Annotated in this window: 15 protein-coding genes; 9 read left to right on the forward strand and 6 right to left on the reverse strand. The window is 69.0% G+C overall.

Annotated features, from left to right (window positions below; translation table 11 throughout):
* From KYC_RS11415 to KYC_RS11435, 5 genes are all read left to right on the forward strand, one after another.
* Window positions 1-364: helix-turn-helix domain-containing protein (locus KYC_RS11415; RefSeq protein ID WP_008162178.1), on the forward strand; the 364-nt coding region annotated here is incomplete at its 5' end.
* A gap of 75 nt (window positions 365-439) precedes the next feature.
* Window positions 440-922 carry a YbaK/prolyl-tRNA synthetase associated domain-containing protein gene (locus KYC_RS11420; RefSeq protein ID WP_008162180.1) on the forward strand — a complete coding sequence of 161 codons (483 nt, stop codon included), beginning with the start codon at window positions 440-442 and terminating at the stop codon, window positions 920-922.
* 21 nt (window positions 923-943) lie between these two features.
* Window positions 944-2701 carry an FUSC family protein gene (locus KYC_RS11425; RefSeq protein ID WP_008162182.1) on the forward strand — a complete coding sequence of 586 codons (1758 nt, stop codon included), beginning with the start codon at window positions 944-946 and terminating at the stop codon, window positions 2699-2701.
* Between the two features lie 3 nt (window positions 2702-2704).
* Window positions 2705-3520: an NRDE family protein gene (locus tag KYC_RS11430; protein WP_008162183.1), complete on the forward strand. Its 816-nt coding sequence runs from the start codon at window positions 2705-2707 to the stop codon at window positions 3518-3520.
* Between the two features lie 115 nt (window positions 3521-3635).
* Window positions 3636-4070 (forward strand): carboxypeptidase-like regulatory domain-containing protein, encoded by a 435-nt coding sequence (locus tag KYC_RS11435; protein WP_008162185.1) that lies wholly within the window; start codon window positions 3636-3638, stop codon window positions 4068-4070.
* 48 nt (window positions 4071-4118) lie between these two features.
* Here the strand turns inward: KYC_RS11435 and KYC_RS11440 are convergent, their stop codons facing one another.
* Window positions 4119-4493 (reverse strand): MAPEG family protein, encoded by a 375-nt coding sequence (locus tag KYC_RS11440; RefSeq protein ID WP_008162187.1) that lies wholly within the window; start codon window positions 4491-4493, stop codon window positions 4119-4121.
* 194 nt (window positions 4494-4687) lie between these two features.
* On the opposite strand from KYC_RS11440, the gene KYC_RS11445 reads away from it, so the two are divergent.
* Window positions 4688-5530, forward strand: coding sequence for a CPBP family intramembrane glutamic endopeptidase (locus KYC_RS11445; RefSeq protein ID WP_043518179.1), 843 nt, complete (start codon window positions 4688-4690; stop codon window positions 5528-5530).
* Here the strand turns inward: KYC_RS11445 and KYC_RS11450 are convergent.
* The 4 genes from KYC_RS11450 to arfB all read right to left on the reverse strand — a co-directional run bounded on the left by KYC_RS11450 (window position 5512) and on the right by arfB (window position 8139).
* Window positions 5512-6564 (reverse strand): alkene reductase, encoded by a 1053-nt coding sequence (locus KYC_RS11450; protein WP_008162190.1) that lies wholly within the window; start codon window positions 6562-6564, stop codon window positions 5512-5514. The genes KYC_RS11445 and KYC_RS11450 overlap by 19 nt on opposite strands.
* Window positions 6565-6616: 52 nt before the next feature.
* Complete coding sequence (locus KYC_RS11455) at window positions 6617-6964, reverse strand: ArsR/SmtB family transcription factor (RefSeq protein ID WP_008162192.1); 348 nt, start codon at window positions 6962-6964, stop codon at window positions 6617-6619.
* Window positions 6965-7039: 75 nt separating this feature from the next.
* A complete protein-coding gene (locus KYC_RS11460) occupies window positions 7040-7723 on the reverse strand; it encodes a DUF2238 domain-containing protein (protein WP_008162198.1) in 684 nt (227 codons plus the stop codon).
* Window positions 7723-8139, reverse strand: a complete 417-nt coding sequence (gene arfB / locus KYC_RS11465) for an alternative ribosome rescue aminoacyl-tRNA hydrolase ArfB (protein ID WP_008162200.1) — start codon at window positions 8137-8139, stop codon at window positions 7723-7725. The genes KYC_RS11460 and arfB overlap by 1 nt, the downstream gene beginning before the upstream one ends.
* Before the next feature lie 177 nt (window positions 8140-8316).
* On the opposite strand from arfB, the gene queE reads away from it, so the two are divergent.
* Entirely contained in the window at window positions 8317-8949 is a 633-nt protein-coding gene (gene queE / locus KYC_RS11470; protein ID WP_008162202.1) for a 7-carboxy-7-deazaguanine synthase, read from the forward strand.
* A 28-nt stretch (window positions 8950-8977) separates the two neighbouring features.
* On the forward strand, window positions 8978-9421 hold the full coding sequence (gene queD / locus KYC_RS11475) for a 6-carboxytetrahydropterin synthase QueD (protein WP_008162204.1): 444 nt from the start codon (window positions 8978-8980) through the stop codon (window positions 9419-9421).
* A 72-nt stretch (window positions 9422-9493) separates the two neighbouring features.
* Here the strand turns inward: queD and KYC_RS11480 are convergent, their stop codons facing one another.
* Window positions 9494-10447 carry a hypothetical protein gene (locus KYC_RS11480; protein WP_008162206.1) on the reverse strand — a complete coding sequence of 318 codons (954 nt, stop codon included), beginning with the start codon at window positions 10445-10447 and terminating at the stop codon, window positions 9494-9496.
* Between the two features lie 150 nt (window positions 10448-10597).
* On the opposite strand from KYC_RS11480, the gene KYC_RS11485 reads away from it, so the two are divergent.
* Window positions 10598-11767 (forward strand): efflux RND transporter periplasmic adaptor subunit, encoded by a 1170-nt coding sequence (locus KYC_RS11485; RefSeq protein WP_008162212.1) that lies wholly within the window; start codon window positions 10598-10600, stop codon window positions 11765-11767.
* Window positions 11768-11770 lie beyond the last annotated feature (3 nt).

The following is an 11770-nucleotide window of genomic DNA, read 5'->3' on the forward strand; positions in this document are numbered from 1 at the left end:
GCCGGCCGCCGGCCGCCGCGCGGCCGACGCCGATCCGCGGGCGCCGGCCGCCCCCGTTGCGGCCGGCGAGCCCACCGGCAAATGGCAATTCCTGGATGCGGCGTGGACGCTGCTCAGCCCGCAGGGCGCACGCCTGTCGCTCACGCAGGCGGAACGGGAGTTCCTGCTCAAGCTGACCGGCTCGCCCGACAAGCGGATGCCCCGCAGCGACCCGCCGGGCATCGACCCCCAAGCGGGGCGCGAATCCGTGCGCCGCACCGATGTCGTCGTCAGCCGCCTGCGGCGCAAGGCGCAGGACCTGAACATCGAGCTGCCGATCCGCACGGTCTGGGGCTGGGGCTACGCCTTCACCGGCGATATCTAGCGGGGCGCGCGGGCGTATCATTTCGCGTACGGGGCCGATTCCCGGCTCCCGCCCCCTTACGCCCGCCGCTGCCCCATGGAAGTCTTTGATCGCCTGCAAGCCCTGCTCAGCCAGAACCAGGCCCGCTACCGCCTGCTGGAACACGTCGCCGCCGGCCGTTCCGTCGAAGTCGCAGCCATACGCGGCACTGAAGTCAGCCAGGGCGCCAAGGCGCTGGTGTGCCGCGTCAAGATCTCGTCGAACCAGCGCAAGAACGTGCTTGCCGTGTTCCCGGCCGACAAGCAGGCCGACCTGGACGCGATCGCGCGGGCCGCGGGCGGCAAGAAGGCGTCCCTGGCGTCGCAGGACCTCGCGCGCGAGCTCACCGGCTGCGAAATCGGCGCCATTCCGCCCTTCAGCTTCAATCCCGACCTGTCGCTGCTGGTCGACCCCAGCCTGCGCGAACGCCACGACGAAATCGTGTTCAACGCCGGGCGCCTGGACGCTTCCATCCTGCTGAACACCGAAGACTACTTTCGCCTGGCCGCGCCCGAAGAAGCGCCGCTGATCAAGGCCTGACCGCCGCCCCATGAGGCCACCGTGTCCCGCCCATCGCTGAGCCGCGGCGCGCGCGCCTCCAACATGCGCTGGCTGATGAGCCTGGCGCACATGGAGCCCTCGCCCGTGAATCCCTGGGTGATGCTGCGCGCGGCGCTGGCCATCGGCCTGCCGTCGGCCGCGGGGCTGGCCCTGGACCAGAGCGCCGCCGCCGCGCTGGTGGCGCTGGGCGCGCTGCCGGCCATCACCGGCGACAACGGCGGCCCCTACCGCAACCGCGCGCTGTCGATCGGATCCACCGTGTTCGGCGGCGCGCTGGGCTACCTGCTGGGCAACCTGGCGGCGGGCCACGGGCTATGGACGTCGGCGGCCATGATGCTGCTGGTGCTGGCCGCCAGCCTGATCGGCACCTTCAACAACATCGCCGCCGTGGCCACGCTGCAGTTCGCCACCTACGTGATCGTCGGCTCCAGCCTGACCTCGCCCCTGCCCGCCTGGCTGCCGCCGGTGCTGGTGGGCGCGGGCGGCCTGTTCGGGCTGGCGCTGACCCTGTCCGGCTGGATCGTCAACCCGGTCGCGCCCGAACGCGCTGCCGTCGCGCAGGCCTACCGCAAGCTGGCCGCGATGTTCGCGGCCACCGGCACCTCGCGCGTCATGACCGCGCGCCGCGACATGGAAGCGGCCATGGCCGCCGCCTACGACGCCGTCCTGGCCGCCCGCGGCCGGGCGGCCGGCCCGTCGCCCCGGCTGGCGCGTCTGGCGGCGCAGTTGCAGGCCTGCACGCCGCTGACCAACGCCGCGCTGTCGCTGGCGCGGGCCGGACGCGTGCTGCCGGCCGAATGCGCCCGCGTCATGAATCGCCTGGCCGACCGGGTGGAGAACGACGCCGAGCCGGACGCGCGCGACGACATCGCCGCCCTGCGCGCGGCGGACATGCCGCGGTCCTATTGGGTACCGCTGATCGTCGTGGTCATTTTCAAACCCAACTTCGGATCGGTCTTCGCGCGCGCCCTGCAAAGCTGCGCGGGCAGCGTCGTGGGCGTGGCGATCAGCGCCACGGTGCTGGCGCTGGACAACGGCGGCATCGCCAGCCTGCTCACCGTGGCCGCGCTAGCCGCGCTGCTGCCGTGGTCGATACGCCGCAACTACGGCCTGTTCTCGGCCATCCTGCTGCCCATCCTGATGCTGCTGATCGGCGCCCTGCAGCCGGGCAGCTGGCCCATCGCGCTGGCCCGCCTGGTCGACGTGGGGGTCGCGGCGGCCATCGTGCTATTCGTGGGCTACCTGCCCTGGATACGCATCGAGCGCAACAACCTGGACCACGCCGTATCCGCCGCTATGACCACGCTGGCGGCCTACCTGAATACCGTCTTCCAGGCCGATCCCGCCAAGCGGCACGTCCTGCGCGTCCAGGCCTACGCCCGCCTGTCCGACCTGCGCATCGCCCTGCAGCGCGGGCTGTCCGAACCCCGGCTGGTCAGCCGCCGCGCGCTGGCGTGGTGGCCGGTCGAAGTGGCGCTGGAACGCGTGGCCAATGCGATATCGGACACGGCCTGGTCGATACCGGCCGGCCAGGCGGCCCCGGCCCCGGCGCAGGTGGCGCAACTGGCCGCCGCGCTGAGCGGCATCGCCCAGGCGGTCGACCAGGGCGTGCCCGTGCAGACGGACGCCATCGCCGCCCCGGCTCCCGCGCTGCAGGACGTGGCCGCCGAGATCGAATCCCTGCGCGCCGTGCTTGCCGGCCCTGATTTCACGGCGGCGCCGGGTCGCGCCGCCACCTCCACCCTTCACCAGGTCTGAACCATGTGTCTTGCCGTACTGGCCCTGCATGCCCTCCCGGGCATCCCCGTACTGATCGCCGCCAATCGCGACGAATTCCACCGGCGCCCCACCCTGCCGGCCGTGCAATGGGCCGACGCGGCCTCGGTCTACGCGGGCCGCGACGGCCAGGCGGGCGGCACCTGGATGGGCGTGACCGCCCAGGGGCGCTACGCGCTGGTGACCAATTTCCGCGAACCCGGCAGGCACCTGGACGATGCGCCGTCGCGCGGCGCGCTGGTCGAGGACTTCCTGCGCGGCGCCATGGCGCCGGCGGACTACCTGGCGGATGTGCATCGCGTGGACCAGGCCTATAACGGCTTCAACCTGATCGTGGGCGACATCCGGCAGGCCTGGTACCTGAGCAACCGCGACGGCGGCCCGCGCGCGCTGGCGCCGGGCGTCTACGCGCTGTCCAACCATCTGCTGGACACGCCCTGGCCCAAGCTGGCGCGCACCAAGGCGGCGTTCACGGCGGTGCTGCGAGGCCGTCCGCAGCCGGATCTGCCCGCCCTGTACGCGGCGCTGGCCGACCGCAACCCTGCGGACGACGCCGACCTGCCCGCCACCGGCCTGCCCCTGGACCGCGAGCGTCTGCTGAGCAGCCCCTTCATCGTCAGCCCCGACTACGGCACCCGCAGCTCCAGCATCATGGCGCTGCACGACGGCGGCGCCGGCGAGCTGCATGAAAGGCGTTTCGCCCCGGACGGCGCTGTCAGCGGCGAAAGCCGGCTGACGTTTTCCTGGCGCGCATCGGACGGCGGCGATATCCTGCCCAAGGCGCCTGAAACAACCGGTTGATTTCCGAGGCGCACGGACGCGAACTTCGCTCCCGCGCGCGGATCGAACGGGTTGCTATCGTCCGCGTAGGGCCGACTTAGTGGGCCCCGGGCGTACGCCTGGTAAGGAGAATTCCATGAATAAGCGAATCGAACGCTGCACGATGGCCGCGGCCATGGCCCTGGGCAGCATGGCCATCGCCGGCGTGCTGTCGACGGCGCAGGCCGGCATGCCGCCGGTCAAGCATCAGGGATCGGTGGAGTATGTCAGCGGCGGCATCGGCCTGGACGAATCCGAAGCCATGAAGGCCGCGGCCAGCAACTATCCATTGGCGCTCACATTCGCCGCGCAGCGCGGCGGCAAGGCCGATTACGTGGCCGACGTCGCCGTCGTCATCCGCGACGCGCAGGGCAAGCCGGTGCTGCAGACCACGGCCGAAGGCCCTTACATGCTGGTGAAGCTGCCGGCGGGCAACTACAAAATATCCGCGACCTTCGACGGCAAGGCGCAGGAACGCGACGTGGCCGTGCAAAGCAGCGGCACCGCGCGCGCCATGTTCGAATGGAAGTGAAGCGGGCCGCCCGGCGTGGTCAGGGCTGAAGCAATCCGGGGGCCGGAATCAGAGACCGGCGAACAGGATCGCGATCACGAAGCCCATTCCGGCCGTCCAGACCAGCGAGCGCAGCGCGCCCCAGTTCGCCAGGTACATGGCCAGATACCCTAGCCGCGTGCCCAGCCAGCAGGCCATGAGGGTCGCGACGTGCGCAGCGGGCGCCTGGTTGTAAAGCGCAAACAGCACGGCGGCGAAGAAGAACGGCAGCGCCTCGAAGGTGTTGGCCTGCGCCGCGTTGGCCCGCGCGCGCCAGCCCTCCTGGCGCGATAGCCATGCGCGCGGGTCATTGTTGTCGAACCGGCTGCCGCCGGCCTTGGCCACGATCGTCGATACGAATGGCAGCAGCGCCGCCGCAAGCATCAGCCACGCGATTGTCTTCATTCCTGGCTCCTGTGCGGGCGGGCCGCGGCCCGCCGGATGCGCGGGGCATGCGCCGCCGCAGCCGCATGGTCGCCCGAAAGCCGGCGCAGGGAAAGCCCCCGCCTAGGCGCGCTGGCTGAAACACCTTGCTTGATGCGGTCGCGCCGCAGCGAGGCGCTTACACTCTGCGCTTTGCGTCGCCACCCTTGCCGCCCATGCCGCACTACCTGCCCTGGTCCGCCCTGTTCCTGGCCGCCGCCATGTTGTGGCCGCCCGCCACCCGCCGCTGGGCGCTTGCGCCTTTGGCGGCCGCCTGGGCCTGGGCCCTGGCCGATGGCGTGATCGACCCGGTCGCGCTGGCCTGGCCCGCATTGCTGGCGCTGGCGGCGGCGCTGGTCCGCCGCCGAACGCAAGCCCTGGGCAACGCCGCAGGGCACACCCTGTTTCTCGTTCTTGCCGCGCTGCTCTTCCTGCATCTGCTGCCCGGTTTCCACAATCCGCAGGTGATCGCGCCCGCGCCCCTGAGTCCCGGCGCGGCGCCTTTCGGCATGTACCTGAATCTGGACAAGCCGCTGGTCGCGTTCTGGGTCGTGCTGGCGCTGGCGCCGCCGATGGCGGCGGCCCGTCTGTGCACCACCCTGTTCGCCGCGCTGCTCGCGTGCGCGGCCGCGGTGGCGGCATGCCTGGGCGCCGCGCTGGCGATGGGGGTGGTGGAATGGGCGCCCAAATGGCCGGCGTCCGGCTGGATCTGGCTGCTCAACAATGCCCTGCTGGTCACGTTGGCGGAAGAGGCGCTGTTCCGCGGCTATGTGCAGCAGCGGCTGGCTGATTGCTGGCGCAGCCGCGCCTGGGGCGCCTGGGCGGCGCTGGCGGTGTCAGCCGTGCTGTTCGGACTGGCCCATTACGCGGGCGGCTGGCAATGGATGCTGCTGGCCGGCCTGGCGGGCGCGGCCTACGGCGCCGCCTACCGCTACGGCGGGCTGGGCGCCGCGGTGCTGGCCCACCTGGGCCTGAACGCGGCGCACTTCGGCTTGTTCACCTATCCCAGCGCCGGGTAGTCCGTATAGCCTTGCGCGCCCGAAGCGTAGAACGTCGCCGGATTCGGCGTGTTCAGCGGCGCGTTGCGATGCAGCCGCTCGGCCAGGTCCGGGGTGGCGATGTACGGCACGCCGAACGCCACTGCATCGGCCTTGCCCGCGGCCACGGCGGCCTCGGCGGATTCCCGCGTGTAGCCTTCGTTGGCGATGTAGACGCCGCCGAATTCGGCCTTCAGCGCCGGCCCCAGGCTGTCTGCGCCTTCGCGCTCACGCACGCACAGAAAGGCGATGCCGCGCTTGCCGAGTTCCCGCGCGACGTAGCTGAAGGTGCCAGCCAGATCCGAGTCGCCCATGGTGTGGATGTCGCCGCGCGGCGACAGGTGCACGCCCACGCGGCCCGCGCCCCAGACCGACACGCAGGCGTCGACCACTTCCAGCAGCAGGCGCGCCCGGTTTTCCAGCGAACCGCCGTACTGGTCGCTGCGGTGATTGGTGCTGTCCTGCAGGAACTGGTCCAGCAGATAGCCGTTGGCGGCATGCACTTCGACGCCGTCAAAGCCGGCTTCCATTGCCATCTGCGCGCCGTGGCGGTAGGCCTCGACCACGCCGGGGATCTCGGCCGTTTCCAGCGCGCGGGGCGTCACATAGGCGCGCTTGGGGCGCACGTGGCTGACGTGGCCCTGGGCGGCGATGGCGCTGGGCGCGACGGGCAGCTCGCCATCCAGAAAGATCGGGTCCGAAATCCGGCCCACATGCCAGAGCTGCGCCACGATCAGGCTGCCCTTGTCGTGGACGGCGGAGGTGACCTTGCGCCAGCCCTTGACCTGCTCGGGCGACCACAGGCCCGGGGTGTCGGCATAGCCGACGCCCTGGGGCGTGACCGCCGTGGCTTCCGTGAGGATCATGCCGGCGCCGGCGCGCTGGGTGTAGTACTCGACCATCAGGTCGTTGGGCACGCGGCCGGCGCTGGCGCGCTGGCGGGTCAGGGGCGCCATGACGACGCGGTTGCGCAGGGTCAGGTCGCCGACCTTCAGGGGTTCAAACAGGGGGTTCATGCAAAATCCTTTCGCCCCGGGCAACGGGGCGCATGGCGGGTCAGGCAGGCAGCTACATGTCCTGATTCAACTGCCGCAAAAATGCGGCAATCACGGGTTCATTGCGACGGAAGAACACCCACTGCCCCACCTTCGTGGTCGAGATCAGGCCCGCGCGCTGCAAGACGGCCAGGTGCGAGGACACGGTCGACTGGGACAGGCCGCAGCGGTCGTCGATGTGGCCCGCGCACACCCCATGCTCAAAGGTGTGCCCCGGACGTTCCTCGAAAAACGCGTGCGGCGTCTTCAGCCAGGCCAGGATGTCGCGGCGCACCGGATTGGCCAGCGCCTTGAGGATGGCGTCGGCGTCAATATCGGGTTGCGCGCCCGTCTGATCGGGGGATGAGGAAGCTGCGTTCATATCGGTATATCGCAATTTATCGAATCATATATCGGATTTATCCGATATATCCTTATGCCCCCGCGGGTTTTGGGGCTATCGGTCCCGCCGCTGCCCCGGTTTGAGGCTGTCCGCCCAGTCCCGGGCCAGGTCCCGCCGCGCCTTGCGGTTGACCAGCGCGGTCACGGCCATGGCGATGACCGCCCCCAGCCCTGCCAGCGCCATGTCCTTCTGCGCGTCCCAGATGTCGCCCTGCGTGCCCAGGTAGGCCGCGCCCAGTTCGCCGCCGAAGAACTCGGCGGCGCCCCACTCCATCAGTTCGTACAGCGCGGACGTGGACAGGGTCACGTCCATGGGCAGGAAGTAGGCCCAGAAGCCGCGCACCTCGGCCACCCGCAGGAAGATCTCGCGGATGGGATAGGCCAGCAGCAATCCGTAGGAAAAGTGCACGACGCGGTCGAAGTTGTTGCGCTCCCAGCCCAGCAGGCTGTTCAGGCTGCGCCCGGTCAAGGCGCGCCACCAGTCGTCATAGGGCACCAGGGAATAGGTGTAGTGCGCGCCGATGGCGTGCAGGCACAGGTACAGGAAGATCAGCGTGTAGGACACGCGCGAAAAGACGAACCAGCGCCGCGTGAAAAACAGCGCGCCGCCAAAGGCCAGCACCAGCGCGTTTTCCAGCGCCCAGTCCGCGCGGTCGTGCGGATTGATCGCCAGCGCGATCCAGATGACCGCGAACACGGCGGCCAGCGTGAACAGGTGGCGGCGGCGCGCGTCCGCCATCAGTCGCCCTGCACGCGGCCGCGCAGGCGCTTGACCTCGCCGTGCTGCACCTTGCGCTGCACGCGGCGGCGCTGCGAGGATCGGGTGGGCTTGGTCGGGCGGCGCGGCTTGTCGACCTGGATCGCGGACCGCACCATGGCGAGCAGGCGTTCGATGGCTTCGGCGCGGTTCTTTTCCTGGCTGCGGAACGACTGCGACTTGATGACGATCACGCCCTCTTTCGAGATGCGGTGGTCATTCACGGCGCACAGCGCGTCCTGGACCTCTGGCGGCAGGCTGGACGCGCGCACGTCGAAGCGCAGGTGGACGGCGCTGGACACCTTGTTGACGTTCTGCCCGCCGGCGCCCTGGGCGCGGATCATGGTGAACGTCAGGTCGCGCTCGTCGACGTAAAGAGAATCTTGGATGTGAAACATAGGCGGGAAGTCTACAGGGCCGCCACGCTTCCTGCACGGCCCGACAGACCGGCCGAATCGAAGCCTCGGCCCCGCCAATACCGCCTGCCCGCGGGGTCTTTAGGCGCATATCCGCCGCGCCAAGTAAAATAGTGCGCTTTTGCTCGAAATGCGCGGCGCCCTGCCGCCCGCTCTCCTATGACCTACTCCGCCAAAGAAATCTTCAAGACCCTGCAAGGCGAAGGCGCCCACGCAGGCCGCGCGGCGGTGTTCTGCCGGTTCGCGGGCTGTAATCTCTGGACCGGCCGCGAAAGCGACCGCGCCAGCGCCGCCTGCACGTTCTGCGACACCGATTTCATCGGCACCGACGGCGACGGCGGCGGCAAGTTCGCTTCGGCCGAACTGCTGGCCGACGCCATCGCAGCGGCCTGGGGCCCGGGCCTAGAAAACCGCTACGTGGTGTTCACCGGCGGCGAACCGCTGCTGCAGCTGGATGCGCCGCTCCTGGCCGCCATCCACGCCCGCGGCTTCACTGTTGCCATCGAAACCAACGGCACGATCAAGCCGCCGGCGGGCATAGACTGGATCTGCGTCAGCCCCAAGGGCACGGCGCCGGTCGTGATCGAACGCGGCAACGAGCTCAAGCTGGTCTACCCGCAGCTCAACGCGCTGCCCGAAACGTTCGCGGGGCTGGATTTCGAGCACTTCTTCCTGCAACCCATGGACGGCCCGGCACGCGCGGCCAACACCGAACAGGCCGTCCAGTACTGTATGCAGCATCCGCAATGGCGGCTTAGCCTGCAGACCCACAAATACATAGGCATTCCATGATTTACCCCCACGCCTTGCGGAGCGCACGATGATTTCCGTGACCCGCAGGCTCGAGTTCGACGCCGGCCACCGCATCCCCGATCACCGCAGCCAGTGCCGCAATCTGCATGGCCACCGCTACGTGCTGGAGATCACCCTGACCGGCGACATCGTGCAGGCCGCCGGCGAGTCCGACAACGGCATGCTGATGGACTTCTCCGAGATCAAGCACATCGCCAAGACCCACATCGTGGACGTCTGGGACCACGCGTTCCTGGTGTTTGAAGGCGACGCCGCCGTGCGCGGCTTCCTGGACAGCCTGCCCGGCCACAAGACCGTCGTGCTGGACCGCATTCCCACGGCGGAAAACCTGGCCGCCATCGTCTTCGAAACGCTGGCGCCGCATTACCACGGCCATTACGGCGCGGACCTGCGCCTGACGCGCGTGCGCCTGTACGAAACGCCTAATTGCTGGGCCGACTGCAACGGCTGATGCCTTGCGGGAAAAGCGCGTTCCCCGGGTCTCTGACACCGGCCGCGCAAGCGCGGCCGGCCCCTAAAAGCTTCAGCCCCGCCCTTCCCGGCGTTCAATCGACGCCACTTCCCGGCGCATCGCCTTGAGCCAGGCCTTGAGCAGGGACTCATCCGAAAACTGCATCACCTCGTGTTCGAGTTCGCGGATGTATTCCTGGATGTCGACGATATCGGCGTCCAGTTCCTCGATCACCGTCTCCGGGTCGAATGACGCGAACGGGTCCAGGTCATAGCGCAGCTTGAAGCCTTCTTCCGCATGGCTGGCCTGGGCCAGGACTTCGTCGAGCTGCCTGGCCAGGACGGCGTTGGCCTTGTCCAGCGCGTCGCCGCTCAGCCCTTCGGCCGCCACGGCGGTCTGTAGCGCCGGATCCCGCGCGGACTCGGCCAGGCGCTCGCGTTCGGCGTCCTGCAGCGCCTGCCACGCCGCTTCGTTCGTCACGGCCGGGCGCAGGGCCTGCCGCGCCTCTTCCAGCAGTTCTTCGGCCTCTTCGTCTTCGAACTGGTCAGAGATGAGCTGCAGCAGCTGGATCGGCGTGTAAGCGCCCAGCTCGCCGGCGTCCAGTTCCAGAGCCTCGGCCAGATACGCCTTCGCCTCTTCGGTGTCTTCAGCGACATCCGCGTCGTAATCGGAACCGCCGTGCTTCTTGTACAGGGTTTTCAGCCGCGCGGCGTCGCAGCCGGCAGGCAGGTCGCTCTTGGCGCCCAACCCCAGCAATTCTTCCGAGAATTCCGTGACCAGCTCGGACACGAACTGGCGTTCGGCCTTGGACAGGCCCATGTTCTTGTAGGCGTGGTCAAAGCACAGCACCAGCTTGTAGCGCAGCGAATTCAGCTTTTCTTCGAGCGGTCGCAGGTCCTGCGTGTACTTGCGCTGGTAGTCGGCTTCGATTGCCTGCCAGCCCGCCAGCCGGGCGCGTTCGGCCTCGATCCTTGCCTGCAGCCGCTCGAACAGCTCCTGCGGACTTTCCAGGGAAGATTCACCCATGACCCACTCCTTGCTAAACCAGGTATTAAAAACAGCCGCCACTCTAAACGATACGCGCAAACCCTTCTTGAAAATTCCTTTCAATAACGCTAATCATTATTATTAATATAGAATCTCGGCTGTCCGCTATCCCCTCGCCTGGCAGCCCCGATGTTCCTGCGCTCCCTTGCGGGTCCCACCCCCTCACGCAAACGCCTGATCCTGATCGGCGCCGTCCTGGCGCTGGCCCTCCTGGTCGGTACGGCTGTCTGGCTGGCGGGCGATAAGGGTCCCGCCGTTCCGCCCCCGCCCAATTACGGGAAGATCCCTGTCGCCGTGAGCGTCGCCGCCGCGCGCACCGGTCCGCTGCAGCGCGATCTGCACGCCCTGGGCACCATCACGCCGCTGGCGCAAGTAACCCTGCGCAGCCAAGTCGATGGCGAACTGCTCAGACTGCACTACACCGAGGGCCAGGCCGTCGCCCGGGGCCAACTGCTGGCGGAGATTGATCCTCGTCCCTACCTGGCCGCGCTGGCCTCCGCCGAAGGCGAACTGGCGCAGACCCAGGCGCTGCTGGACAACGCGCAGGCCGACCTGCAGCGCTACCGCAAGCTGGCGCGGCAGGAAGCCGTGGCCGGCCAGCAACTGGATACCGCCGAGGCCCAGGCGCGCATGTACGCCGCGCAGCGGCAGAGAAACCTGGCGCAGGTGGCCGACGCCAGGCGCCTGCTGGACCACACCCGCATCGTCGCGCCGCACGCGGGCCGGATCGGGCTGCGCCGCATCGACGCCGGCAATCACGTGCGCGCGGACGACGCCAACGGCCTGACCACGCTGGTGCAGACCAAGCCCATCTCGGCCCTCTTCAGCATTTCCGAGACCCGGCTGGACATCCTGCGCCAGGCCCAGGCCAGGAATCCCGTGCTGCGCGTGCAGGCGTGGGACGCCGAAGACCGCCGCGTCCTGGCCGAGGGCACGCTGGAAGCGCTGGACAACCGCATCCAGGCCGCCAGCGGCACCGTGCGCCTGCGGGCCCGCTTCGACAATGCCGACGAATCGCTGTTTCCCAACCAGTTTGTGAACATCCGGCTGGCCGTGGTGCAGCAGGACAACGTCGTGACCATTCCGACCGCCGCCGTGCAGTACGGCTCGGAGGGCGCCTTCGTATTCGTGATCGACAAGGATGCGCGGGCGGCCCGCCGCGTCCTGCAGCTGGGCCCGGCCAACGCCGGACGCATTGTGGTGCTGGCCGGCCTGGCCCAGGACGAGCGCGTGGTCGTGGAAGGCGTGGACCGCCTGCACGACGGACGCGACGTGCAGATCGTCGACCAGCAAGGCTAGCGC

The sequence above is a fragment of the Achromobacter arsenitoxydans SY8 genome, from assembly GCF_000236785.1.
In the GTDB taxonomy this organism is placed as follows: domain Bacteria; phylum Pseudomonadota; class Gammaproteobacteria; order Burkholderiales; family Burkholderiaceae_B; genus Achromobacter; species Achromobacter arsenitoxydans.